At 49.2% G+C, this 25,475-nt stretch carries 20 protein-coding genes; 5 read left to right on the top strand and 15 right to left on the bottom strand.

All coding sequences use genetic code 11. The features are described 5' to 3' along the window. The first annotated feature begins 155 nt into the window (after window positions 1-155). Window positions 156-314 (top strand): hypothetical protein, encoded by a 159-nt coding sequence (locus tag ACSTTG_RS13200; protein WP_438459555.1) that lies wholly within the window; start codon window positions 156-158, stop codon window positions 312-314. 175 nt (window positions 315-489) lie between these two features. On the opposite strand, the gene mnhG is transcribed toward ACSTTG_RS13200, so the two are convergent. The 11 genes from mnhG to ACSTTG_RS13145 all read right to left on the bottom strand — a co-directional run bounded on the left by mnhG (window position 490) and on the right by ACSTTG_RS13145 (window position 12,583). After that, window positions 490-867 carry a monovalent cation/H(+) antiporter subunit G gene (gene mnhG, locus ACSTTG_RS13195; RefSeq protein WP_438475138.1) on the bottom strand — a complete coding sequence of 126 codons (378 nt, stop codon included), beginning with the start codon at window positions 865-867 and terminating at the stop codon, window positions 490-492. Next, window positions 857-1,132, bottom strand: a complete 276-nt coding sequence (locus ACSTTG_RS13190) for an MrpF/PhaF family protein (protein ID WP_438459557.1) — start codon at window positions 1,130-1,132, stop codon at window positions 857-859. The genes mnhG and ACSTTG_RS13190 overlap by 11 nt, the downstream gene beginning before the upstream one ends. A 4-nt stretch (window positions 1,133-1,136) precedes the next feature. Continuing rightward, window positions 1,137-1,610, bottom strand: a complete 474-nt coding sequence (locus ACSTTG_RS13185; protein WP_438459558.1) for a Na+/H+ antiporter subunit E — start codon at window positions 1,608-1,610, stop codon at window positions 1,137-1,139. A 1-nt stretch (window position 1,611) separates the two neighbouring features. Next, window positions 1,612-3,105, bottom strand: coding sequence for a Na+/H+ antiporter subunit D (locus ACSTTG_RS13180; RefSeq protein WP_438459559.1), 1,494 nt, complete (start codon window positions 3,103-3,105; stop codon window positions 1,612-1,614). Next, a complete protein-coding gene (locus ACSTTG_RS13175; protein ID WP_438459560.1) occupies window positions 3,102-3,455 on the bottom strand; it encodes a Na+/H+ antiporter subunit C in 354 nt (117 codons plus the stop codon). The genes ACSTTG_RS13180 and ACSTTG_RS13175 overlap by 4 nt, the downstream gene beginning before the upstream one ends. Then, window positions 3,456-3,887 (bottom strand): Na+/H+ antiporter subunit B, encoded by a 432-nt coding sequence (locus ACSTTG_RS13170; RefSeq protein WP_438459561.1) that lies wholly within the window; start codon window positions 3,885-3,887, stop codon window positions 3,456-3,458. A 2-nt stretch (window positions 3,888-3,889) separates the two neighbouring features. Beyond that, window positions 3,890-6,175, bottom strand: coding sequence for a putative monovalent cation/H+ antiporter subunit A (locus tag ACSTTG_RS13165; protein WP_438475137.1), 2,286 nt, complete (start codon window positions 6,173-6,175; stop codon window positions 3,890-3,892). 382 nt (window positions 6,176-6,557) lie between these two features. After that, window positions 6,558-7,739 carry a Na+/H+ antiporter NhaA gene (nhaA, locus tag ACSTTG_RS13160; RefSeq protein ID WP_438475136.1) on the bottom strand — a complete coding sequence of 394 codons (1,182 nt, stop codon included), beginning with the start codon at window positions 7,737-7,739 and terminating at the stop codon, window positions 6,558-6,560. Window positions 7,740-7,919: 180 nt separating this feature from the next. Beyond that, complete coding sequence (locus tag ACSTTG_RS13155) at window positions 7,920-10,373, bottom strand: ABC transporter permease (RefSeq protein WP_438459564.1); 2,454 nt, start codon at window positions 10,371-10,373, stop codon at window positions 7,920-7,922. After that, window positions 10,354-11,025 (bottom strand): ABC transporter ATP-binding protein, encoded by a 672-nt coding sequence (locus ACSTTG_RS13150; protein ID WP_438475135.1) that lies wholly within the window; start codon window positions 11,023-11,025, stop codon window positions 10,354-10,356. The genes ACSTTG_RS13155 and ACSTTG_RS13150 overlap by 20 nt, the downstream gene beginning before the upstream one ends. Window positions 11,026-11,221: 196 nt before the next feature. After that, window positions 11,222-12,583, bottom strand: a complete 1,362-nt coding sequence (locus ACSTTG_RS13145; protein ID WP_497583952.1) for an MATE family efflux transporter — start codon at window positions 12,581-12,583, stop codon at window positions 11,222-11,224. 156 nt (window positions 12,584-12,739) lie between these two features. Here ACSTTG_RS13145 and ACSTTG_RS13140 point away from each other — a divergent pair, with 156 nt between their 5' ends. Then, window positions 12,740-14,191, top strand: a complete 1,452-nt coding sequence (locus ACSTTG_RS13140; RefSeq protein WP_438475134.1) for a DUF2867 domain-containing protein — start codon at window positions 12,740-12,742, stop codon at window positions 14,189-14,191. Between the two features lie 60 nt (window positions 14,192-14,251). Here the strand turns inward: ACSTTG_RS13140 and ACSTTG_RS13135 are convergent, their stop codons facing one another. The 3 genes from ACSTTG_RS13135 to rsuA are packed head-to-tail and all read right to left on the bottom strand — an operon-like array spanning window position 14,252 to window position 16,828. Then, window positions 14,252-14,914 (bottom strand): DUF2913 family protein, encoded by a 663-nt coding sequence (locus ACSTTG_RS13135; RefSeq protein WP_438475133.1) that lies wholly within the window; start codon window positions 14,912-14,914, stop codon window positions 14,252-14,254. Between the two features lie 3 nt (window positions 14,915-14,917). Then, window positions 14,918-16,117, bottom strand: coding sequence for a Bcr/CflA family multidrug efflux MFS transporter (locus ACSTTG_RS13130; RefSeq protein ID WP_438475132.1), 1,200 nt, complete (start codon window positions 16,115-16,117; stop codon window positions 14,918-14,920). 6 nt (window positions 16,118-16,123) lie between these two features. Continuing rightward, the gene (rsuA, locus tag ACSTTG_RS13125) at window positions 16,124-16,828 is read right to left on the bottom strand and encodes a 16S rRNA pseudouridine(516) synthase RsuA (protein ID WP_438459569.1); all 705 of its coding nucleotides are present in this window, start codon (window positions 16,826-16,828) and stop codon (window positions 16,124-16,126) included. A gap of 232 nt (window positions 16,829-17,060) precedes the next feature. Between rsuA and radD the strand changes: the two genes are divergently transcribed. From radD to fusA, 3 genes are all read left to right on the top strand, one after another. After that, complete coding sequence (gene radD / locus ACSTTG_RS13120) at window positions 17,061-18,797, top strand: DNA repair helicase RadD (protein WP_438475131.1); 1,737 nt, start codon at window positions 17,061-17,063, stop codon at window positions 18,795-18,797. 156 nt (window positions 18,798-18,953) lie between these two features. Beyond that, window positions 18,954-19,232 (top strand): 50S ribosomal protein L25, encoded by a 279-nt coding sequence (gene rplY, locus ACSTTG_RS13115; RefSeq protein ID WP_438459571.1) that lies wholly within the window; start codon window positions 18,954-18,956, stop codon window positions 19,230-19,232. A 439-nt stretch (window positions 19,233-19,671) separates the two neighbouring features. Next, window positions 19,672-21,687, top strand: a complete 2,016-nt coding sequence (gene fusA, locus ACSTTG_RS13110; RefSeq protein ID WP_438475130.1) for an elongation factor G — start codon at window positions 19,672-19,674, stop codon at window positions 21,685-21,687. Between the two features lie 777 nt (window positions 21,688-22,464). Here fusA and ACSTTG_RS13105 read toward each other — a convergent pair. After that, window positions 22,465-25,230 (bottom strand): ExeM/NucH family extracellular endonuclease, encoded by a 2,766-nt coding sequence (locus ACSTTG_RS13105; protein WP_438475129.1) that lies wholly within the window; start codon window positions 25,228-25,230, stop codon window positions 22,465-22,467. Window positions 25,231-25,475: the final 245 nt, after the last annotated feature.

The following is a 25,475-nucleotide window of genomic DNA, read 5'->3' as shown; positions in this document are numbered from 1 at the left end:
TTCCATAGACGGCAAATATAGACGACGCCCTTGCTAACAAATTAGCAAAGCGCATCAAACCACAAAGGTGGCGACGTTATTATTTAGAAGCTCAAGGTTCCGTAATACTGCTGGTGTGCAGTACTGGACATTGATATGGAATGGAGCTGATTAATATGTCTATCATTAGTGAGTTCAATGTTGGGTTTCCCAATAACATGTTGCACTCTAGCAACACTAGTATCCCGTCTATCGGTAAAGGTCTTACCGATACCTACCCTACGCAGCGTCACAATCAGCTTGAATGGTCACTGCGCGTATCCCCCAGAGACTGAGCTTGTACTCATCTATCCGAGATTGCGCGCGAAAATATCATAAAAATGAGAGAGTTTGCAACTAAAAATGCATTACAAAACGCGACAATAGTTCAGTTTTCGCGCACATGAGACAAGAAAAAAGCAGGTATCAAACCTGCTTTTTAAACTTAGTACCAGCGATGCTCACTGAACACTATTTTTCTTCAGTGCAGTTTTTGCTCGATAGATGGTGAGTATCAAGGTCATACTGCTCTTTAATCGCATCTTTGACTGTGCCATCCCACACCTCTACACCAACAAAATAGCTGGTGCGCGCCAAAACATGGGCAGCGATCGGCGCGGTAAGCATGATAAACAGCACCACTACCCCGGCTCGAACCACGATTGCGCTGTTATCCCAAAATACGATGGCAAACGCTATCGCCAGAAGACCCGCCCCAAGCGCCCCCGCCTTGGTGGTCGCATGCATACGCGTCAACAAGTCCGGCATTCGATTCAGGCCAATACTCGCTAGCAACATCAAGAAAGAGCCCAACAGGACAAAAAACGCCACTATGGTATCAATCATCATCACGAATACCTCGCTTTTCCAAGAATCGAGAGAAGCCTACCGCAGCAAGGAATGACGTTAGAGCCAATACGATCGCCACATCGATAAACTTAGGCTCGCCATGAGCAATGCCATACAGCACAACTAGCCCCACGGTAAGCGATGCCATCAACTCCAGTGCCACTACTCGGTCTGGCAGTGACGGTCCTTTTAGCAAGCGTACTGAAGCAATCAGTAGCGCCAGGGTCAACATGGCAAAGCCAATATCGTAAACCGTTTCAATCATACTATTACTCCAAAATTTCCATCACCATCACCTCAAGACGTCTCAGCTCAGCGATATGCTGCTGCTCTTCCTCGAAGTACATCAGATGGACAAATAGAACCTTCTTATCGGTGGAGACATCCAGCGCAAGTGAGCCTGGCGTTACGGTGATCAAGTTTGACAACAGGGTGATGCCTGCATCACTTTTGATTTCGAGTGGAAACGCAATCACCGCCGGTTTCATCATATGAGTCGGCGTCACGATATCGTAAGCCACACGCGCGTTAGACTTGATCAAATCCCAAATAAAGAACAACACAAAGCGTACCATCTTAGGTAACTTGCCAAAGTAGGCCTCAAACGATTGACTGTCACGCAACACATAGGCCAACACCAAGTAGCTGAGGATCATCCCTGCCACCAAATTCGAGATGGTGTAAGAGCCCGATAACACTACCCAAGCCAAAGCCAGGGCCATATTCCAACCAAATGCTTTCATTTTATTGGCCTCCTAACACAGCTTGAATGTACTGCTGAGGATCAAGCAGTTGCTCCGCGGTCATACTGGCTAAGTTGATAAACCATTCAGCGTTGATACCGATAGTCACCGTGATCGTGGCCATCAAGATGATGGGCAGATACAGGCAAAAGCGTTCTGAATCTGACAAGGACGGCAGTGTCTCGGCGTCTTCTGGCAACTTTTTCCAGAACGCTTCCGCCCAGATCTTGACCATCGAGTACATGGTCAACAAACCAACCGCTAGCGAGGCAATCACCCCTATCCACTCTTTGGCTTCGATACCGGCCTTGATCACGACAAACTTAGCGAAGAATCCAGACAGCGGCGGGATACCCGCGAGTGACATTGCCGGTACGGCAAACAGAATGGCCAGAAATGGCGCTGATTTGTACAAGCCACCGAGCTTATCGAGTCCATAGCTGCCATGCAGGCGATGCATCACACCCCCAATTAAGAACAGATTGGTCTTAACCACGATATGGTGGAACAGGTAGAACACCCCGCCCATGATGGCCAGAGGCGTGAAGATTGCCAAACCCAGGATCATATAACCAATCTGACTGACGATATGGAACGAGAGAATGCGGCGCACCTCAAATTGGGCAGCGGCACCAAGCACCCCTGTCACCATGGTGAAGATGCCCATCCACATCAGCAAGGTGCTGTGGGTAAAGGCAATATCGCCAACAAAGATCACGCTAAACACGCGATAGAGGGCGTAGACCCCCACTTTGGTTAGCAGGCCAGCAAACACCGCTGAGATCGCAACAGGCGGCGTGTGGTATGAGGCTGGTAACCAGAAGAACAATGGGAATGCCGCCGCCTTGATACCAAACGCGACGAGGAACAACAGCGAGATAACCGTGACCACCTCAGGGTTGTCCGAAGTCGCCAGCTTTTGGCCAAGATCAGCCATATTGAGTGTGCCCGCGTAAGCATACACCAGACCTACTGCGCTCAAAAACAGAGCTGATGACAGCAGGTTAAGAGTCACGTATTTGAGTGCCCCTTCCATCTGGCTGCGCTCGCCACCTAAGATCAGCAGGCCAAAGGACGCCACGAGCATGATCTCAAACCATACGTAGAGGTTAAAGATATCACCCGTTAGGAAAGAGCCAATTACGCCAGCTAGCATCAGGTGCAGCAGCGGGTAAAAGCCAAATTTCTCATGCTCTTTGGTCATGGTGGCCAAGGCGTAGATAGAGATACAAAACGCTACTACAGCGGAGACCGTCACCATGATCACCGCGAGCAAGTCAGCAACCAATGAGATACCATACGGCGCTTCCCAATCACCCAGTGTCACCACTTGAATGCCGTCTTGGTAGACGCTAGTGAATAGAGTAAGTGCAGCAACGAGCAAAGCAAAGTTTGCGAAGACGCTGATCCAACGCTGCAAGGTTTGATGCTTCCACAGCGTCATCGACAGCGCTGCAGCAAGCATCGGGATCAGAACAGGCATTAATAACATCATAATTGAGAATCTGTACTCTTCATTTCGTTCATGTCATCTGCGCCAATCACAGCGTAGGCACGCTTAATCAACACCACAGCAAATGCAAGGACACCAAAACTGATCACAATCGCGGTCAGGATAAGTGCTTGCGGCAGAGGATCCGCAATCGGCCCTATCGGCGCATACAGCCCCTCTTCGATTAGAGGTGGTGCCCCTTTAACCAATCCACCGCCCGTAAAGATAAGCAAGTTGGTAGCGTTAGATAGAATGATCAAACCAATCACGAGTTTAACGATGCTACGACGTAACATCATGTACAAGGCAGCCGCATATAAGGCGCCGATTACAAAAGCAAATAACGTAGTCATCTATTCCTCCAACTGCGCCAAGGCAAACAGCAAGGTCGTGACCATGCCGATAACCACCAAGTAGACACCAATATCAAAGATAAGTGGCGTGCTCAGTTTGAGCTCACCCAAACCTGGCACATGGACATACCACCACACCGCGCTGAGAAAGGTGCTGCCTGATTTAATCACGCCGACAAAGCCGCTTAAAGTGGCGATAAGCAAACCGCCGCCGGTCAAATAGCCGCTATCGATACCAATCAAGCGACGGGTCTTGTTGGCATCAAAAGCAAACAGGTGCAGCGCAAAGCCTGCCGAGGCAACGAGCCCGGCGATAAACCCACCGCCCGGCTCATCGTGACCACGCAGCAGCAGAAACACCGAGAACAGCAGTAGCATTGGTAATAGAAAGCGCGCGATAACCTGAAGAATTAACGAGGTTCCATTATTCATCATTAACCCCTTTTGGTTCGTAGCATCGCGGTCACACCCAGCGCTGCCAAAGACAAGACAAAGATTTCACCGAGCGTATCGAGCGCACGATAGTCAACCAAAATCACGTTGACGATATTGCGCCCCTTCGCGATAGGATAACTATTGGCAATTAGGTATTCGCTGATCCCGCCTGGCATAGAGAAATGCACCACCGTCATGAGTAGCGTTGCCATCATGGCGCCAAATAAAATCGCAACGGTACAATCGCGCCAACGAGTATCTGAGCTCGAGAGGGTCTGGAATTTTGGTAGCTTAAACAGCACTAGCACCAACATGATCACCGTCAGCGTCTCAATCAGCACCTGAGTAATCGCTAGATCCGGTGCGCTAAAGAAGACATAGATGAGAGCCATAGCAAAGCCCAACGCACCGATAGCCGCCACTGCGCTGAGACGGGCTGAGGACACACACGCATAGGTGATCACAGCAACAATCAAGATAGCAATGCCGAAGCCCTTGATCGTGACATCCGAGAAGTCAAGCTGCCAGTGGATACCAACCTTAGTGAATAAGGTGTAGCCAACGAGGGCGATAGTGGTCATAAAGATGGTTAGGATGTAATTCGACATATAACCATTTTGCAGCTTGGCCGTGCTCCACTTGGCGAACGCCAGCAGGTTATCCATAAACACGTAGTAGCCACGCTCTGGACCATAGTTAAGCATTGGCTTAAATCGTTGCATCGAACTGCCTAACTTATCCCAGCGTTTAAACAAAAGGTAGCCCAATACCAATGCCGTCAAACTCATGATCAATGGCAGGTTAATCCCGTGCCATAGTGCCAAGTCGATATCACCGACATTGCCGCCACTGATCGCTGTCGCCGCTGACGTGGCAAGTGGTGAAGCAAGACTCGGCATCAAGCCAAAGATTAAGCCGATCACTGACAACACCGTAAAGCCCAATCTTAACCCCATTGGCGCTTCATGTGGTTGCTTAGGCGTCGGTTTTAGTGGGCCAAAGAATGGTTTTAGCACCACCAAACCAGCACAAGTGACAATAAACAGCGAGGTCAGCACCGCCATAAATGCCAAAGCGACACCCCAAGGGCTAGACAATACCCCGGCAAGCATCAGCTCTTTGCCGATAAAACCAAACAGCGGAGGTACGCCAGCGAGCGCAAGCGCTGCAAGTGACATAAAGGCTGCGGTATAAGGCATCGCTTTGCGCAATCCACCAAGCTCTCGCACATCCTTGGTTCCTGTTTCATGGTCAATCGTGCCTGCCGCCATAAACAGCGCACCTTTATATAGCGCATGGCCAAGCAAGAACACGACTGAGGCCACGATCGCGGCTTGGGTACCGATACCAATCAGCATGGTCAAGGTACCCAGCGCCATCACAGTCGAGTAAGCAAGAATACGTTTGAGGTCGGTACTGGTTACCGCCAGGGTGGCACCAAGCAGCATAGTCACCGCACCAAAACCCGTTAACATCCATGTCCAAAGATCGTAGCCAGCCATCGTTGGCTGTAGGCGGGCCATTAGATAGACCCCCGCTTTAACCATGGTTGCCGAGTGCAGGTAAGAGCTGACCGGAGTCGGCGCCGCCATCGCATTGGGCAGCCAGAAGTGAAACGGGAATTGCGCTGATTTGGTAAACGTACCACCCAGCACACAGAACATCATCACACCAAAGAGCGCGTGGTTTTGTAAGCTTGATCCTTGGCTAAGGATTTCGTTTAACTCGTAGGTGCCTGCGACAAGACCAAGCAAAATAATGCCCGCCAGTAGCGCAAGGCCACCCCCTACCGTGACAAACAGGCCTTGCAGAGCACTTTTACGCGATGATTCTTTCTCGTGATAGTAACCAATCAACATATACGAGGTAATGCTGGTCAGCTCCCAGAAGACAAACATGGCGATCAGGTTGTTAGACAACACGACACCCAGCATCGCGCCCATAAACGCCATCAGGTAAGTTAAAAGTTTGCGCTGATCGGGTTTATGGGCCAGATAGCTACCGGCATAGATAATGACAAAAAAGCCGATGCCCGAGATGAGCAGTGCGAACATCAAGCTTAAGCCATCTAACAAGAAGTTGAGGCTGATCCCCAGAGAAGGCACCCAGTCATAGCTGATGATCTTGGGCCCTTGTTGTGTTATTTCGGAAAGAAAACTCGCGAAATAGATAAAAAGTGCTGCGGGCAATATGGCCAGCAGTCGACTGGTCCGCTCCCCAAACTGCCTAAACAGCCAAGGAACAAACGCCGCCAGAATAAACCCTGACAGAACGGCGATAAGCATTAATGAAAGCCTCCCTTCCCTATGCTGATGCTAAGGAACTTTATCCTAATCAAACCAAGCAAACCATTTTGCCTTGCATTTGATTAACTATTTTAACGTTGCTTAATACAACTTTGTGGTTTTTATCGATTCAATTTTTTTTGAATTGACTAAAGTCAAAGTTTATTTAATAAGATGACATACTTATATTCGCTTGTTATGAGTTTCTATTTCGGTTTTTCCGATTTAAAAGCCCACTTAATGCGTAAAATTCATACTGCCTGTCTTGATGTTACCTTTTTCTGTCAACCAGTACCCGTCATTCATCGCATTGTAAAAAAAAGTCATAGCGATAAACCGCTATGACTTTTTATGTTGGTCTAGGTCATATTTTATTATTTTTTTACTGCTCTGATACGCGCTTATCCTGCACGACTGCACGCGTTCGTGGCCGTAATGACCACCACAAGATCGTAAAGCCAGCGATCGCCGACAAGCTTGAGCCCATTAACACTCCAAGTCGAGCATAGTTTTCGTACACTGCGGTATCACCGGTAAACGCCAGAGAAGTAATAAAGATCGACATGGTAAAACCGATACCACACAACACTGACACCGCGACCACCTGACCAAAATTGGTGCCCCGCGGCAGTTTCGCCAGTTTAAGTTTTATCGCCAGCCAGCAGAAGGCAGTAATACCGATGGGTTTGCCGACCATTAGCCCCATTGCAATCCCCACGGGCACCATTGAAGTTAAACCCGCAATTGAGACCTCTTTAAGGGTGATCCCCGCATTAGTAAAGGCAAACACTGGCAGGATTATAAACACTACGTAGGGACTTAAGGCGTCTTCTATGACCTCAAGCGGCGCTCGTCCCTTTTTATCGACCTCAAGTGGGATGGCAAAACCAAGCAACACCCCGGCGATGGTCGCGTGAATACCGGATGCCAACACAGCCGCCCACAAGATAAGACCAACAAATAGATAGGCCGGAATGGAGTAAACTTTTTTTACATTCATCACGAACAGGACAACCGTCGCGGCAACACTGGCCAACAAGGCCAAAGTCGATAAGTCGCTGGTATAAAAAAGCGCAATGATAACAATTGCGCCCAAGTCGTCGATGATGGCGAGCGCCAACAGAAAGACTTTGAGGCTGGTTGGCACGCGATCGCCAAGTAACGCCATTACACCCAAGGCAAAGGCGATGTCGGTTGCGGCGGGGATCGCCCAGCCAGATAATGCCTCAGGGTTTTGCCAATTAAGCATCACATAGATAAGAGCGGGAACGATCATACCACCTAGCGCAGCGATGGCTGGAAACAGGGCGGTTTGTTTTGTTTTTAGTGCCCCGTGTAGTAATTCCCTTTTTACCTCAAGCCCGATGAGTAAGAAGAAGATAGCCATCAAGCCATCGTTAATCCAGTGGCTGACTGACATCCCAAGAACATAGGTGTGCAAGAAGGCGTGGTAGACACCACTGAGTGGACTGTTTGCCAAAATCATCGCGCAGAGTGTTGCGAACAGCAACAATATCCCTCCGGATGCCTCGGACTTAACAATAGTACGTAAGACCTTAATCATATCGACTGCTTTCCTTGTAATATTGACCTTTCCCTGTTTACGAGAAAGAAACGCGAACTACCCCAAAAATGGTGCAAAAAACACCAACTGCAAGTTTAGCTCGCATTACATGCGCTGTAGTCGACCTGTTACACAAATCTTAATAAAACGTACTTTGTATCTCAAATTTTGAACGAAATGTTAAATTGCATCCCTGAGAGATTCCATCGGTGTCTGCCTGAGTAGCCGCACGACAGGAATAATTCCTGCAATAACAAGCGCTACGAACGCTAGTACAATCGTGTGCATGTAGATGATCGGCTCGAAGTGGAGCTGCAAAGTCCAACCAAATGACTGGCGAATAATGATATCAACCACCAATTGTGCCAAGGTCAGCCCGAGTGGCACGGCAATAATGACCGACAGAAATGCAAATACCAACAGTTGAAGGCCACCGATGATCACCAACTCACGGCCGGAAATACCAAAACAACGCAATAAAGAGAACTGTTTTTGTCGTGACGATTCACCCGCCAGTGTGGCAAAGAAAATACCCACGACGGCAATAATCAGAGTGATATTGCCTAAGGTGCCGGCAATCGCAAAGGTGCGATCAAAAGCATTCATGGCCTGCTGATGGATGGTCTTGTTGTTGATAACGCGCTCAGCCCCAAGGTCAAACTTGGCCAGCAAGCGCTGGGTCAGCTCAGTCTTTGATGCGCCAGGTGCTAGGTTGACACCCAGAGTAATATTACCCTGCCCCTCATAGCCTGCTAGCCAGTTTCGGTGGGACATCACGACTTGGTTAAACGGATTGCCATAATCGTAATACACGCCGGTGACGAGCCAAGCTGTACCGTAATCCGCACCTAGGTTGACATAATCACCCGGCCTGATGCCCAACTTCAGCGACATCGATTCACTGACCATGACGCTGCGCGCATGATGCAGGTTTTGCCAATATTGCGGCACGCCTAATTTCACCGTTAGGGCGTCGTGTTCACCTTTACTGGTACCGGTACTGACTACCTGAATCTGACCAAGATCGGTGGCAACATCACGCTCCCAACGCCACCAGACATCCTCTACCTCAGGCTGAACGCGCAGCCAGCGGCTCAAGGTCGGGGCGGTTTTCGCATACGGATGAACATAAACATCAGACGCTAGTTTTTGCGTTAGCCACACCTCTGTGGTTTGACGGAAGCTGCCAACCAGAGTCTCTACGCCAATGTTGGCGGCCATAGAGAGCATAAATGCCATGGTAGCGATGCCTCGATAGCCCATACTGGCGGCTGCATCGGCGAAGAACCAACGCACCTTGACCCACTTCAAGCTAAACGAAAAGCTTTGAAATAGGTGCCAAAACAAAAATGGGGTAAACAGCGCGACACTGAGTAGCATCAAGGTGATCACGGCGAAACCCGACTCATAACTCGGTGGTGCCAAAAGCAATACAATCGCAGCGGAGGTCAATACGACCGACATGGCAGCCTGCAAAGCAAATTCGCGACCGGCAAAACGAACAATAGATAACTTCGCCGTCAGGCGAATGGGTTGTGAGCGCAATAGACGGATCAATGGCCACGCACAGGCGAGAATCGCTCCCATGCACGTCATTCCCCAACTGTAAAGGCCCGCATCCCAGGTCCAACGAACGTCAAGGGTCATGCTCTTACCGAACACATAACCAAGGCCCGTCGAAACAGATGGCATAAGCTGGTTAGCGAGTACTAAACCAAGAATATTGCCCGCAAGCCAACAGAACGTCACCAATACCACTAGCTCTATCGCCATCGCTTTGGCCAGTTGCAGGCTAGAAACACCCAACTGGCGCATCGCACCAACGAGAGTCTGACGCTGGATCATCGACAGTGAGATCGCTTGATAAAATATAAACAGACCCACCAGGAATGCCAGCATACCCAAGGCTTTAAGGTTGACGTGGAAGGCCTGAGTGATGGCTTCAAGTTCCGCGCGCGAGTTGCGGGTTAGCATCACCCCTTCTGGTAGACGCGCCTTGAGCACGGCAATCTTATCCACCGACATCTCACCACAACCAATCATGGTCAGCTCAGTATCGCGCTGAAACTGACGCAGTGTTTCGATATCGGCGACGATCTGCGAGCTGCTGAGGATGTTGTCTTGGTCAACCAAGATTGGACCAATCAGGCGACCATCGTCGAGCGGTACCATGTTACCCGCCATCCACTGCTTGCCTTTGAGCAATTCAGCGCTAACAAGGATAGGAAATGGGCGCGCTGCCATCGGCAGATGTTCAGCGCCTTTGATATGCAATTTTTGGTCAAAATGCGCCATAAAGCCAGGGTCAACGCCAACAATGGTCAGATCGTTGCCGGAGCGGGTACGCAAACTTACCACATCAAACGGAGCGCAGTGTTCAAAGGCTTCATCACGCAAATCAGAATAGAGCGAACGTGGTAATACACCACTGGGATCGCTGGTACGGATAAGATAAGGAATTGGACTAGAAAACAGCTGGTCAGAGTTTTCATAGCTCTGCTTAACGTGGTTATTGATCGTCGTAACACCGACCAACAATGACACCCCAAGGGTTAACCCGAGGGCAACCAGAATGACTTGAATAGGGTGGCGATGATAGTGGCCAAGTAGCGCCTTAACTACGGGCCATGACATGCAGCTGCCCTCCTTGCAGGCGTACACGTCCTTCCATATGATTGGCAACCTTCTCACTGTGCGTGACCAGCAGTAAGGTACAATTGAGATCGCGAGTCAGACGGGTTAGTAGACGCATCACCGCCTCGGCATTACGTTCATCGAGACTACCGGTCGGCTCATCCGCTAGTAGCAGATTAGGCTCAAGATACAAAGCGCGCGCAATCGCCGCACGCTGCTGCTGACCACCCGAAATCTCTTCTGGATAGCGACCAAGAAGAGGCATTAAATCGAGTACGGATAGGATTTGGCGCCAAAGACCTGGGTCTTCAGGCAATCCTTTTAGTTGACGACAAAAGCGAATGTTATCGGCAACATTAAGTGTCGGTAATAGGTTAAATTGTTGGAATATTAGACCAATGTTATTACGACGGTAAGCGGTACGCTGGTGCTCTTTCGCATCGTGCATGGCGAAGCTTGGAAAGGTGATTTCGCCTGCATCAACAGTATCCAGACCCGCAATCAGGTTAAGCAATGTACTCTTACCAGAGCCACTCTCCCCCATCAATGCCATCTGCTCACCTTGCGCTAGCGTTAATTCCGCTCCTTGCAATACAGGATAGAACTCCCCTCCATCAACATATCCCTTGTTTAAATTGGTCAGCTGTAACATTTAACCGCTCATTGTTTGACGTTTTTCTACGGAGTGAGAATCTACACTAAAAACCCTCAAACAGAAAGCATTTTGGTGACGAGATCACAATTTGCTCAAGATTATCCAATAATTTGGTCGATTGATAGAAAAAACTTAACAATCAGATGCCTAGCGGCTGTTTTAGTTGAGATAAAGTCTCATTATCAATGCCATTTTAGAGCAAATGATTAACCCACTTTTTACCACGAACTCGCCAGATACAGCCGCCCCATTTAATTACCTCTTCAACCAGAAACAGTGTGTAAACCCACACTGGCGACCACCCTAACCAAATCGCACCCAGCGTAGCGACTGGGATGCCAATCCCCCACTGCGCGGTAAGATCTTGATAGAGGCAGTATTTTACGTCCCCACCGGCGCGTAATACCCCCATAATTGCCATCATCGGGAGTGAGCGCAGCACCAAACCAACACACATAACGAGGAAAAACTGCTCTGCCAGTTGCTTAGTCGAGCCTGTCAGCGCAGAGAACGCCCCCAGAATGATATCACTGGCCAAATACACGCACAGCGCTACCACTATCGATACCACAACATTGACAACGATAATGCCCCATGCCAAAAAATACACGCTCTTGTAGCGTTTCGCGCCAAGCTCATTACCAATCAACACCGAGCCAGCCATCGAGAGCCCTATGGCTAACGCCAGTGCCATCGATTCAATTGGCACCATCACCGCGAGGGCGGCCAATCCCTCAAGTCCCGTTTGCCCCATGATCGCTTGATAGGCATACAGCCCTGCAGACCAAGCAAAATAGTTCAGCGTGGTCGGTAAAGAGAGCGAAAAAAATTGTTGGATTTGCTCTCGGTTAACAACACGCAACAGATCCTGAATCGAGAAGGCCAATAAATGGCGTTTGAGATACAGATAGCTATAAAGACACACTACCTCAATGGCACTGCTGATGGTGGTTGCTAACGCTGCACCGACAATACCCAAACGAGGAAATCCATAATGACCAAATATCAGTAGCCAGTTCAACATTATGTTTACCACGATACCGATACAACTAAAAAAAGCACTTACTCCGGGCTGATGAACCGAGCGTAAACCGACGGCCATGCTGGCAACGCAGGCAACGCCAAGCATCGAGAATGCGGCAACTTGAAGATATTCTGAGCCCAGCGCGACCACTTCGGCTGAATCGGTCGCAAACGCGATGATCTGACTGGGGAAATAGATAAATATCCCCACGGTTCCTACTGCACAGAGCGTGGCAATTAACCAAGTCAATGCAGTGCTGCGCCGAACCCCAGATTCGTCCCCTGCTCCCCAATGTTGAGCCGTGAGCATGGCCCCTGCCGTGGTGATCCCGACCAGCATAATGGTGGCCACAAAGGCTGCTCGCGCCGCGATCCCCATCGCGGCAACCTCATTCTCCCCAAGCTGACCAAGCATCACCACATCCACCAAGCTACGGCTGGAGAACATCATATTTTGCAGAGTGATTGGCAAGGCAATCAATACCAGTTTGGTCACAAAGGCTCTATCCATTGAGCGCCTAACTGTGGTCATAGTGGATGCAATTGTGGACACAGGACTCTCCTTAACTAATCTAAGCTTGCTCGCAGCATCTTAAGGGGGTTGGGTTATACTACTGTTTTAACACGTGTATTCGTAGATAACATCTACAACGTTAATAATTCATACAGGTCGAAGGAGTGACCCCCAATGGCAAGTCGTAAACCTCGTATCCTGGTGTTAGGTGCCTCTGGCTACATCGGCTCGCAACTACTGCCTCTGCTTGCCGAGCAAGGCTATCACGTCACAGGCGCAGCGCGTCAACTCGATTACCTTAAAGCCCGTGTGATCCCTCGCACCAATATTGAGTTGATTTACCTTGACCTTGCAGATGCCAAGGCGACCGAGCGTGAGGTGATAAAGCATGATCAGGTGCTGTTTTTAGTCCACGGGATGGCGCATGGGCACGATTTTTTAGAGTACGAGATCTCCCTCGCGATGAATGTGAGGAACGCCCTGAACCAAAGTCAGGTACAGCAAGTTATCTATCTTAGTGCACTTCAACCGCAAACGGCGGACTCCACGCACCTCAGAGCCCGAAGAGAGACAGGAGATATCTTACGTCAGTCTAAGGTCCCTATTGTTGAGCTGCGCGCCGGTGTCATCATAGGTCCTGGCTCGGCAGCTTACGAAATCATGCGTGACTTTGTCCTTAACTTGCCGATATTAATCACACCCCGCTCGGTCGACTCTCAAGCCAACCCTATCGCCCTGGTTAACTTAAATTTTTATATTACTTCTCTCTTGAAATCCACGAGCGAGAAAAGCGTCACTTATGAGGTCGGCGGCCCTAATACACTCAGCTATCGACAGCAGTTCATGACGATCTGTCAAGCACACAACCGTCCATTTCGCATCGCAACCACGTCACTACTGACACCTGGAATGGCGGCTCATTGGTTAAGCTTAGTGACCTCTGTCCCCGCCAGTATCGGCCGTGCACTGCTCGCAGGGCTTGAGCATGATTTTGTCGCTGATAGCCGCGCAATAGAGCGGCAATTTCCCCAACCATTGATTCCGTTCGACCAGGCTGTGGCTCAATCCATTGCCCAGGATGGTGATTTCGTCCGTTCTAACGTTTGGGGCTTTGACCCAGCAGCATTAAAGCGCTGGCAACCGGGTTACGGCTACTACCCTAAGCAGGCTGGCGCAAGTATTGAAACTACCGCCAGTCTTTCCTCACTGTGGAGCATCGCCTCACAGCTCGGCAGCCCGCAACAAGGTTACTTTTTCGCCAACTCACTGTGGCGGCTGCGTGAATGGTTGGATGTTCTGTTTGGCGCAGGCAGACCCATACGCCGTCAACCGCAAGGTGCTGAACTACAAGTGGGGGATTTTATCGACTCTTGGAAGGTCATTCGCTGTGAAGCGCCAAGTTTTCTCTCTTTGCTGTTCGGCATGAAGGGGCCCGGCCTTGGCCGATTAGAGGTACAGATTGAGGAGTTAGGTGATAAGCGACGTTTGTCGGTGACAGCATGGTGGCACCCGAAAGGGTTTCGAGGGCTATTGTATTGGTTTGCGATGATGCCAGCGCATCTGTTTATCTTTCGCGGTATGGTGAGAGCCATTGCTAAAAAGGCAATGGCCCTCAATCAAGATTAGTTTTCGCTGCACATCTGGGCGAAAACTGGCCCACTGCGTTAAAACTAATCTAAGTTAGAGTTAATCTAAGTTAAAGCTAAGCGGGATCTCTGCAAGCCGATCGCCCTGGTTATTTGGGAAGATCAGATACTCACCGTGGTACTTAACGTTCGATTTGTAGTCCGTCACTTTGTGCACCATAAATCCTGCCTGGCTGGCTTTTTCCACAAACTCGGCGTGGTGACCACGAACAAACCAGCTCATGGGCTTGGTCATGAGCTCACCATCAAAGCTGCTGTCACACTGGTTGGCACACAGTGCTAATGAGTTCTGCCCGTCGGTGAAGATCTGTACCTTGCCAGCATCTACTAGCGGCTCTGCCGTTGAGACTTCCCAACCCGCCTGCTCCATCGTATCGAGAAATGCCTCAACCATGGAGTCAGTAAGGGGTTCACCCTCGGCATTGTCGGCGAAAAACACCTTGTAGTAAGCAGAGATGCGCTTAAAAATCTGCTCAAGACCAGCATTGTTGCCTTTTGAGCGCCCCGCTTTCTGCCAGCGGATCAAGTCCTGGCTGACAACACGGCCAAAGCGTTGCTGTTTAAGAGCGGTGGATATCCAGCGAACCAAGAATAGGTTGTTTGCAACTGGAGCGTTTACGGCTTTACCGATTTTATGCAGGTCGGCTAGCTCGCCCAGTGCACTGTCAACGACAGCTTGAATATCTTGAGAATAAAGAGACATAGATTAAGCCTTTCTTGCTAGAGTCACATAAAAAGTCGCAGATAATACCGCACATACCGTCATCATCAACAGCATTGGCCATGAATCGCCGCTTGGCAAACTTGCGACAATCGCCCCAATGATCGAGCCAAGACCGAAGCGCAGCGTGCCCGCAAGCGATGCCGCCGTACCCGCCATATTGGGATAACTGCTTAAAAGCAATCCCATGGTGTTACTACCAATGGTTGAGAGTGTGCCAATAAACAGCACCACAAACGGCACAATTCCCCAAAGACCGGCGTCAAGCAACCAGGCTGCAAACAAACCCAGCCCCGCAAGCAATTGAATCGTCAAAGCAAAGCGCAGCATGTTGTGCGAGCCCACACGCTTAACAAAGCGGCCATTAAGTGTGGTCATAATGATCATCGCGACGATATTGAGACCAAACAGATAGCCAAAGTGCTGCGGTGCGACGCCATAGATATCGATATAGACAAACGAGCCTGCGGTAAGGAAGGCGAACATGCCTGAGAACGAAAATGCGCCACAAAACATCAACCCAAGCGCCACAGGGTTGATCATCAGTTTGGCGTAATTGCGTAAAGTCGCAGCAAAACGGAGCGGCGCTCGATTTTCATCGGCTAATGTCTCAGGGATACGCCACAGAACCATAGCAATCACCAAAACCGAAAAGGCGGACAACACCCAAAAGATGCCACGCCAGCCAACCCACACCGCGATATAGCCACCGATCATTGGCGCAATTAGCGGTGCAATCGTGATCACTAGGGTGACAAACGACATGGCGCGAGCGAAGTCTTCACGCTCAAACATATCGCGCACCACGGCTTGGATAATCACAGCCGCCGCCGCGCCTGCAAACCCTTGAGCGGCGCGCACATTGGTCAACGCACCAATGTCCGACACCATGGCACTGACAATAGCTGCGATCATAAAGAACACGATGCCGGTCAACAGTATCGGGCGGCGACCAAAACTATCCGACAGCGGGCCATGGATAAGCTGACCAATTGCAAAGCCTGCGGTATACATGGTCAGCGTGATCTGTACTTCACCAGGAGTTACACCCAGGTCGCGGGCGATATCCGGCATAGCAGGCAGATACATATCAATGGCGAGCGGAGTCAGTGCCCCTACGGCACCCAGCACGACGAACAGCATCAAGCTCAGTGATGCCCTCGCCTGTTGGTTAGGGTTTGTCATTAGAAGTTATTTTTCCCAGATAGAATCGATTTCTTGTTGAGTCAGGAAGCGGTAATCTCCCGGCTCGAGCGTCTCGTCTAGTACGATTTGACCAATTTGCTCACGATGCAGGTGTTCCACCTTATTACCCAGCGCAGCAAACATGCGTTTCACTTGGTGGTACTTGCCCTCAGAGATAGTCAGTAGCAGCTCATTCTCCGCAAAGTTAACCACTTCCATCTTGGCAGGCATGGTAGGCTCTTTTTCGTTGCGTAGCTCAACACCCGCCGCAAGCTTATCGGCGTAGTCATCGCCAATCGCATCGGCAAGCCAAACGCGATACACCTTCTCACACTTATGTTTCGGTGAGGTAATGCGATGTGACCATTTACCATCATCAGTGATCAGCACCAGGCCAGTGGTGTCCACATCAAGGCGACCGGCGAAGTGCAAATTCTCCATCTTTGGCTCATCGAGCAGAACAAATGCAGTATGGTTAAAGCCGTCTTCGTGCGAGCAGACAAAGCCATCTGGCTTATACAGCATAATATAGCGCGGACCAGGTTTCGCAATCACTCGCTCTTGCCAAGCCACCTCAGCCTCTTCCCCGACCTTAAATGCCCCACTTTTTTGCATCTCACCATCAACCGTAACCTCACCACTTTTGATGATTTTGGTTGCTTCTTTACGTGTCGCACCTAGGGCATCACAGAGAAATTTGTCCAAACGCATTGTGACCTCGTTTATTATTTGTAACTGGCGCAGTATACAGAAAAAAATCCTCCTTTGGTCGGATTTTTCAGGGGCGAGGAGCGGGGTTCGAGGACACTTCGTTTCGAGGAACAAAATACGGACAAACTCCTCGCACCTCGTAGCGCAGCATCCCCGCACCTCGCCCCTAGTAGAAGCTCGACTCTGTAATAGGTATACTATTCGATTCGCTCCCAACACCATTCGAAAAAGCATGTACACTCTCCGCCCCTACCAAGCTGATTCCGTAAAGGCTGTTATTCATTATTTTCGTCAGCATCAGACGCCAGCGGTGATCGTGTTGCCCACTGGGGCGGGTAAGAGCTTGGTGATTGCCGAGTTGGCTCGTCTGGCTAAGGGCAAAGTGTTGGTCCTGGCGCATGTGAAGGAGCTGGTTGAGCAAAACCATGCGAAATATGAAGGCTATGGCTTAACCGGTGCGATTTATTCGGCTGGGCTTGGGCGTAAAGAGACCGATGAGCAAGTTGTGTTTGCTTCGGTGCAGTCAGTGGTACGTAACCTCGATGACTTTACCCAGCCTTTTTCGCTGTTGATTATCGATGAGTGTCACCGTGTACCCGATAATAAAGATAGCGGCTACCAGAAGGTGATTAGCCACCTTAAGACGCTGAATCCGAATATAAAGGTATTGGGGCTTACCGCTACGCCTTATCGCCTTGGTATGGGCTGGATTTACCAGTATCACACGCGAGGCTTAGTGCGCAGTGAAGAGCCACGTTTTTTCCGCGATTGCATTTTTGAGCTGCCAATCCGCTATCTGCTTGATGAGGGATTTCTTACCCCTGCGCAGATGATCGACGCGCCGGTGCTCAGCTATGATTTCTCGCAGCTTAAGCCTGCGACCACTGGACGCTATAAAGAGTCAGAGCTAGACCTCGTGATTGAGCGCTCGAAACGCGCCACGCCACAGATTGTGCAACAGGTGATCGAACAGGCAAAATCTCGCCTTGGAGTCATGATCTTTGCCGCGACGGTACGCCATGCGCAAGAAATTCACTCTCTACTTCCCGAGCACCAAGCAGCCATAGTGATCGGTGACACGCCGACACCCGAACGCGATGAGATCATTCAACGCTTCAAACGGCGCGAGATAAAGTATCTGGTCAATGTGTCGGTGTTGACCACCGGTTTTGACGCGCCTCACGTCGATCTAATTGCTATTCTTCGCCCAACCGAGTCGGTCAGTCTCTATCAGCAGATTGTTGGGCGTGGCCTGCGACTGTCTGAAGGCAAAAGCGAGTGTCTGGTGCTCGATTACGCCGGTAATAGCTACGATCTCTATCAGCCAGAAGTCGGCGACCCTAAGCCTGAATCCGACAGCGAGATCATTACCATCCCTTGTCCCGCCTGCGGGTTTAACAATAACTTCTGGGGTAAGCTCGATAGTAACGGCTTTCTGCTTGAGCATTTTGGTCGACGCTGTCAGGGCTATTTCACTGATGAAGACACCGGTGAGCGTGAGCACTGCGGCTATCGTTTTCGCGCCAAATACTGTGGCGAGTGTGGCGCAGACAACGATATCGCTGCGCGCATCTGTCACGAGTGTGACGCGACACTGGTTGATCCGGATAAAAAGCTTAAAGAAGCGCTCGACCTGAAAGACGCTCTGGTGTTCGAATGCTTGCACATGTCATTGAGCGTGCACAAAGACCAAGCAGGTAAATCGAGCCTTAAGGTGACCTATCAGGGCGAGAACCAGGCACAAGTGCACGAGTTTTGGTCGCTTAACACCCAAAAACAAAAGCAGACCTTTGCCAAACAATTTGTCCGGCCGCATCTGGCTGATAAACACAACCCTTATAATGCCCTGACTGCTAAGCAGGCCTCGGATAATCAACATCGTTTTCGCCCACCACAGTTTGTTATCGCGCGAAAATCGGGGCGTTTTTGGTCACTTAGAGACAAAGTGTTTGCGGATGAGCTAAATTAGCGAATTTATTGCTAATTTACTATTGCCGGACTCTAACAACAATGCTAGTATCCGCGCTCGCTTTCACAGTAATCCGTTACTGAGTTAGCTATACTACATCGACAAGGTCGCATTGTTGATGTGTCAATTTAATTTACTAATTTGAGAGTAAATACTATGAAATTCGAAGCAGTAGTACGTACTGAACTAGGTAAAGGTGCGAGCCGCCGCCTACGTCACGCTGGCCAATTCCCAGCAATCGTTTACGGTGGTGAAGCAGCACCTGTTTCTATCGCTCTAAGCCACGACGACGTGATCAACCAAATGGACAAGCCTGAATTCTACGAAGCAATCACTCTAGTGATCGGCGGCGAAGAAGTTAAGGTTAAGCCACAAGACGTTCAACGTCACGCGTTCAAGCCAAAAGTTGAGCACATGGACTTCATCCGTATCTAATTCCCTACCAAGGAATTAATCGGATTAAATCCAGCCTTTTGCATATAAAGATTATCGGCCTTACCATCCGAGACATCTAAAAAATTCGAAAACCCAGAGACTTACCACCTCTGGGTTTTCACCGTTTTGGCCCCTGCAAAACCTCTTCTTCTTCCCCAAGTCACAGTTTCATCATTCACACAGCGACTCTCCCTCAGAGCATGAGATCAATCACAACTATAATCAAGTGATTAGTGCAGACTAAATTTTAACCATGGTATTGACCTGAGGTGCTATGCCCGACCCCCTGACCGTGACATCGATATGGACTATGCAAGATGGCTCTCGTCATCGGCGCTTTTCAGGTGAGAGTAAAAAAATGTCTTGGAAGACGACTTAGCGGCGCATGATGCCGCCTATCCGATCCCGACCCCTACTCTCACTCTGCAAGGAGGCCGCTATGACGACCAATCTGATCAGAAATATTGCTATTGTGGGCCAATCAGGCACAGGTAAAACCACGCTGGTGGAAAAGTTACTTCACGCCAGCGGCGCAACTCATCATCTAGGCAGCGTCGATAACGGTGACACTGTCACAGATTTCGACTCCCAATCGATCCATTACCACCACAGTATCGAGGCCACACCGGTTACCCTTAAGTGGCACGAACACCGCCTTAATTTGATTGATACCCCGGGACAAAACGAGCTGATAGGCCGTTCAATCAGTGTTTTTCCAGCGGTCGAAACCATCGCACTGGTCGTTGACACTCAAACCCCAATCACCCAATTGTCACAACAACTGGTCGAAATAGCCCGAGCCCGGCATAAGTGCCAAATGGTAATCGTTAATAAGATTGACCTCTCACCTAAGCGGTGTAGCCAAGTCCTGGATGAGCTTAACCTATTGTTTGAAGGTCGTTGCCTGCCTATCAACCTCCCCAACAACAATGGCACCAAGGTCGTGGACTGTTATCAAGAGGCGGCTGACTCTGAAGAAACACTGATTAGCTCTGTCGCCGATGCACATGACCAACTGCTTGACCAAGTGGTGGAAGAAGATGATGAATTAATGGAGGCGTACCTCGAGGGCGACACTGAGATCACGAGTGCGCAATTACACGATACCTTTGAAATTGCCATGTGTAACGATCACTTAGTCCCGGTATGTTTTGTCTCTTGTGAAAATAACGCCGGTCTTGAGCTTCTGCTTGATGTGTTCGCTAAGCTTATGCCCACCCCAGCAGAAGGTAACCCACCTCTGCTCGAAAAACAGGGCAAAGCGGTTTCGATTCACCCTGATGAGCTGGGCCACAGCGTTGCCCACGTGTTTAAGGTCAGTAACGATCCTTATCTAGGTAAGCTTGCCTATTTAAGAGTCTTTCAAGGCGATCTCCACCTTGGTAGCCAGCTGTTTATTGGCGAAACGAATAAAGCGTTCAAAGTCACACACCTGTATCAATTACAGGGCAATACTCGCACCGAGATCAGCAAGGCACTGCCTGGTGATTACTGCGTGATTGCCAAAGTGGATGGGCTGGATTTTGATACCATAGTGCACGACTCGCACGACGAGGACGAACTCTCCCTTCATCCCCTATCCATGCCGACCCCGATGTACAGCCTACGGATTCAACCGGAAAAACGCGGCGATGAACAGAAGCTATCGGATACGCTGCACAAGATCGTCAGTGAAGATCCGTCGCTCAAGATTGAGCAGCGAACTCGCAGTAATGAGACCATTTTGTGTGGACTGGGTGAGTTCCACCTGCAGATTGCGCTTGAGAAAATGCGCCAAGTCTACAATCTCAATATCACCACCTCTGACCCGAGTATCGAGTACTTTGAGACCATAACTCAAGCAGCAGAAGGCCATTACCGGCACAAAAAGCAGAGTGGTGGCGCGGGCCAGTTTGGCGAAGTGCAGCTTAAGATCCGCCCTCTCGAGCGCGGTGCTGGCGTCAAATTTATCAATAAGGTCGTTGGTGGGGCCATTCCGACCGCTTTGATCCCAGCCGTTGAAAAAGGCATTTACCAAGCGGTGAGTGAAGGCGCAATCTCAGGTAATCCAATTCAAGATATCGAGGTCACCGTCTACGATGGCAAATTCCACTCGGTGGACTCTAAGGAGATTGCCTTTGTGATTGCAGGCAAAAAAGCCCTACTCGACGCCATTAGCAAGGCTAATCCGATCGTGCTCGAGCCGATTGTCCAGATCCAGGTCAATATCCCAACCGAATGTGTTGGCGATATTTCTGGCGATCTGTCCAGCCGCCGCGGCTTGATCGAGGGAACACAAACCTCAAATATGGGCTATTCATTCCTTTCAGCAAAAGCCCCTATGGTCGAGCTGCAAGACTATGCGACTCGACTGCGCTCGATGACCAGTGGCCAAGGCACCTTTAGCTTTAGTCATAGCCACTACGAGCCAGCACCAAGTACATTGCAAAAACAGGTCTGCACTCAAACCGTGTGATCTCTCACGGACCCTTCCCTCACATTGGTGGGGGGAGGTTTTTCGCCTCTTAACAGATCAAGTATCACTCAAACAGATAGTGTAAAGCGGCTAGCCATTCTGTCTATTTTGACGCCCACGCAGGTTAGCATATTGCTACTCTCCTCCCACAATGAAGACAAACTTAGGCATAGCAGGTCACTCCACGCTAAGGTAGAGGTGTGAAAGTCAATTGGTGCTATTTACACAATAGTGCGTCGCTTGATGTGGATGGCAATGAATGAGTTGGAGTGTCGCTCTGGACTAGAACAGTAGGAAGTAGCTGTAGATTACTGAAACTGAAGAAGTTGGAATGGTGTACTGGGAGAGGAATGCCTTATCAGCTAAGGCGATCCCCCAAAGTATCAATCACTAGACGATAGCAAAAGTCGCGACAATTGCTGCTAGTGCAAATAGACATGTGCGGCTGATTACTCCTAGGTTTGAATGTACGATCATTTCTTGGTGTTGCATAGGCGTCTCCTCTCTATGAATCTCTAATAATTGTCTTTGTTACGCTTCAATTACAATATGATGAATTTTCACTTTAAGTGCAATACATATAAAGATTAAATTATTATTACAGGGGCGAAATCACAGTAATTCTTGTGACATATCTCACAAATGCACCTCGCACTGTTCAAATTTCATTCAAAACAAGCCAATCTACCTCACTGTCAGTGACAGGGTAGCGACAAAAAAGGTGAGCATTTCGCTCACCTTTTGCTCAGATTAGTGGTCAAACCTCAAACTAAGCTATTATTGTAGCCACTGCCTGCGTCTGAACACAGCTAGCATAGACATTAGTGTCAGCATAAATAGAGATGTTGAACCACCGCTAGATGAGTCGCTGTCATCGTCGCCATCGTCGCCATCGCCACCATCGCCACCGTCGCCACCATCGCCACCGTCGCCACCGTCGCCACCGTCGCCACCGTCGCCACCGTCGCCACCGTCGCCACCGTCGCCACCGTCGCCACCGTCGCCACCGTCGCCACCATTATTGTCATCATCCTCAAACTGAATGACAACGACTGCAGGGTCGTGATCAGAAGAACGGTATGGATCAGCAAATTTCATAAAGTCGCCAGTGTAACGACTGTCGTACTCAAATAGCGTTGACTCTACGGCATTGATTGGCCAAACCTTGGCATCGATAACAAACTCTTGTAGCTCGGCATCCACCAGCACGTAGTCGAGAGTACCTACCTCATCGTTATAAGAGTAGCTGTAAGTATGCGGCATCAGCTCTTCAACAATGTCCACATAACCGTATGATTGCTCTATCAATGCGCCGTTTTCACCATGAAGCGGCGTGCCTGTGTTTTCATCACCGCCTAGGTAGGTATTGCGAGCCGCACGGATTTGATAATTATCAGTGGCTTTATCACGGTTGGTCAGCACCATCATTGGGTCTTCCATACCGTAACTGTTGAGATCACCCATCAAGATTTTGTAGCCGTCGACTTTAGCCAGCTCTTCAGCAAGATGGTAGGCTGCGGAGACACGGAAATGCTCACAGCTTCCTTGCAGGTTAGGATCCTGACCATCTTGCTCGTGATCGTCTTCCCAACAGGTTGAGCCTTTTGACTTAAAGTGATTGGTTGAAATCACCAATGGCTGGTCTGATTTAGGATGCGCAAATGAAGCAGTAAACGCATCACGCTGATACGCGCGCTTGTAGCTTCCGTCTTCCAGTTCAACGTGCTGTTGAGGCATGTCGATGACAAAGACGTCGAGCAGTTCAACTTTACTTGGGCGATAGATGATCTTATTAGTGATCGCATCGGTACCAATCCAACCGGTATTGTAAGCGTCCACTGGCACTGCCATCGCATACTGCTTATCCTCCGGCATCTCAGCATTTATCGCACTCAACAACACCTCAATCGCGGAATTAGTGTCAAAACCGTTATTCTCAATCTCAATCAAACCAAAGATATCTGCATCAATCGCTTTCATCGAAGCGACGATTTTTTGCAGTTGCATCTCATAGTCTTCTAGGCTTTCTGCACCGCGATTCTGGTCCAGCGGGTTGCCAGTACCATTGCCGAAGTAAGAAGTGAAGAAATTCTCAACGTTAAAGCTTGATACGACCAAATCACCCTCAAGCATGTCCGTTGTTGTCGGACGCTCGTTGTTTTCAAACGTCGCCGCCGTAGCTTCATTCATCACGTACAAACGATATTCACTGAACGAATAACCCAGTACGCCCTCGAAACCAACGTCATTGAGCGTTGCACCAATTCGGATATAGTCATCTGTGGTGCCTGTCCCGTTATCTTGGCCAAAATCTGGGTACCAAGGCACAACACCATTTGGCGCCTTAGTGAAAGACTCTACCCACAAACGGCGATCTTGATTACTTTCACTCTGGGCTTTCGCTTCAGCGCTTTCTGGTGCATTAAACTGATTCGGGTGATAGTTCACACCACCATGGCTTAGAACCATATTGTTACGATATGGGGAGTAATCAAAACTGAAGGTACGCGCAACGTGCATATCCGTTTGGTTGTTAACTCGTACCAACATGCCCTCGTAACGCTCAAGAGTCATCTCGAATGATTCGTCGCTATCCATGGCAACGATGGTCGTCGGCTCAATCGAAACACCCTCTCGACCGGTCTTTTCGATGTGCAGCGCAGGAATACGGGTCCAATAGTAGTGCTCTTCAACATGGCCAATTACAGTCACTTCATCACCAGCACTGAGGCCGGATGGACTTCCTGTAACGAAGATACCATCAGAAGTTGCTGGATTAGCGTCTCCATGTTCATCTTGGATAAAGAAGCCAACGGGTAGATCGCTACCTAGGGAAGCAGTTTGAATAGCAGTAACGATACCCGTTACTTCAAACACTTCATCGGACTTGAACTTGTACTCTGGTGGATTAGTATATGGAGAGTAAGGCCCATCGCCTTGCAGCTGCATAATAGTGGCAGGGATGCCCTCTGGTGGCTCTGGAGTCGTCCCTTCTGGGTCGATGTTGCCCAAATCTGAGTAATAGCCAGAATCTTCACGCGGGATGGTAAGCCACTGCTCTTCATCCCATGTATCTGTAGGGCTGTAGACCAAGCGGCGCTTAGTGACATTTTGGGCGAAATAGGCGCAATTGCTACTACCCTGGCCCAACTGGTCCCAACCAAACATATCAACAACTTGACCATTTTTTACCAGTCGAATCGCGTCATTGCCATTAAAATTAGTTAGGTTTGTGTTAAACGCATCATCGAGCAAATCTTTAAATGCTTGATCATTCGTGCTTTGATTATGACCAATAACAAAAGTTGTCATCGGCTCTAAGGTCACATGCCCCAAGTCATAATCATGCGTCCAGTCTGACGAACAGTTTGTATTCACTTGAAGACTATAGTCTGACAGGGTGACTTGACTATCACCCACATTAGCGACCTCGATCGCCTTATGATGACCAAAGCCTTCTACGACTTCTGAAATAATAATATCTGCATTTGCTTTTCCCACTATCAGCAATGGCAATAGGAGTGCAAGTGTTGTTTTTTTCATTTTAATATCCATATTGATAAACGCACTTAATAAAAAGCCATTAAGCAATAGCATTAAACCCTATCTCTTCCATCTTTACTATCTAGATGCTTAACCAAACTGAAACCTAACTTACATGTAATCCATTGCATGGACTAGACCAGGTAACCAGCAATAAAGAAATTAACATAATTGTGTTTAATTTCAATAATTTAAATTCAAGCTCAGTATGCCATTCTGCTAAAAAAGTCACCTAAATTTAATAA

It is taken from the genome of Vibrio glycogenivorans, from assembly GCF_051660965.1.
Taxonomy (GTDB): Bacteria; Pseudomonadota; Gammaproteobacteria; order Enterobacterales; family Vibrionaceae; genus Vibrio.
This window is presented reverse-complemented; position numbering and strand designations above follow the sequence as displayed.

Coding starts and splice junctions, on each gene's coding strand:
- ACSTTG_RS13140 (WP_438475134.1), top strand. CDS start 12,740: ATGGCAAGTCGTAAACCTCGTATCCTGGTGTTAGGTGCCTCTGGCTAC.
- ACSTTG_RS13135 (WP_438475133.1), bottom strand. CDS start 14,914: ATGTCTCTTTATTCTCAAGATATTCAAGCTGTCGTTGACAGTGCACTG.
- rplY (WP_438459571.1), top strand. CDS start 18,954: ATGAAATTCGAAGCAGTAGTACGTACTGAACTAGGTAAAGGTGCGAGC.
- ACSTTG_RS13175 (WP_438459560.1), bottom strand. CDS start 3,455: ATGACTACGTTATTTGCTTTTGTAATCGGCGCCTTATATGCGGCTGCC.
- ACSTTG_RS13190 (WP_438459557.1), bottom strand. CDS start 1,132: ATGATTGAAACGGTTTACGATATTGGCTTTGCCATGTTGACCCTGGCG.
- ACSTTG_RS13150 (WP_438475135.1), bottom strand. CDS start 11,025: ATGTTACAGCTGACCAATTTAAACAAGGGATATGTTGATGGAGGGGAG.
- ACSTTG_RS13130 (WP_438475132.1), bottom strand. CDS start 16,117: ATGACAAACCCTAACCAACAGGCGAGGGCATCACTGAGCTTGATGCTG.
- ACSTTG_RS13165 (WP_438475137.1), bottom strand. CDS start 6,175: ATGCTTATCGCCGTTCTGTCAGGGTTTATTCTGGCGGCGTTTGTTCCT.
- ACSTTG_RS13200 (WP_438459555.1), top strand. CDS start 156: ATGTCTATCATTAGTGAGTTCAATGTTGGGTTTCCCAATAACATGTTG.
- rsuA (WP_438459569.1), bottom strand. CDS start 16,828: ATGCGTTTGGACAAATTTCTCTGTGATGCCCTAGGTGCGACACGTAAA.
- nhaA (WP_438475136.1), bottom strand. CDS start 7,739: ATGATTAAGGTCTTACGTACTATTGTTAAGTCCGAGGCATCCGGAGGG.
- ACSTTG_RS13170 (WP_438459561.1), bottom strand. CDS start 3,887: ATGAATAATGGAACCTCGTTAATTCTTCAGGTTATCGCGCGCTTTCTA.
- ACSTTG_RS13185 (WP_438459558.1), bottom strand. CDS start 1,610: ATGAAAGCATTTGGTTGGAATATGGCCCTGGCTTTGGCTTGGGTAGTG.
- radD (WP_438475131.1), top strand. CDS start 17,061: ATGTACACTCTCCGCCCCTACCAAGCTGATTCCGTAAAGGCTGTTATT.
- ACSTTG_RS13180 (WP_438459559.1), bottom strand. CDS start 3,105: ATGATGTTATTAATGCCTGTTCTGATCCCGATGCTTGCTGCAGCGCTG.
- ACSTTG_RS13105 (WP_438475129.1), bottom strand. CDS start 25,230: ATGAAAAAAACAACACTTGCACTCCTATTGCCATTGCTGATAGTGGGA.
- ACSTTG_RS13155 (WP_438459564.1), bottom strand. CDS start 10,373: ATGTCATGGCCCGTAGTTAAGGCGCTACTTGGCCACTATCATCGCCAC.
- mnhG (WP_438475138.1), bottom strand. CDS start 867: ATGATGATTGATACCATAGTGGCGTTTTTTGTCCTGTTGGGCTCTTTC.
- ACSTTG_RS13145 (WP_497583952.1), bottom strand. CDS start 12,583: ATGACCACAGTTAGGCGCTCAATGGATAGAGCCTTTGTGACCAAACTG.
- fusA (WP_438475130.1), top strand. CDS start 19,672: ATGACGACCAATCTGATCAGAAATATTGCTATTGTGGGCCAATCAGGC.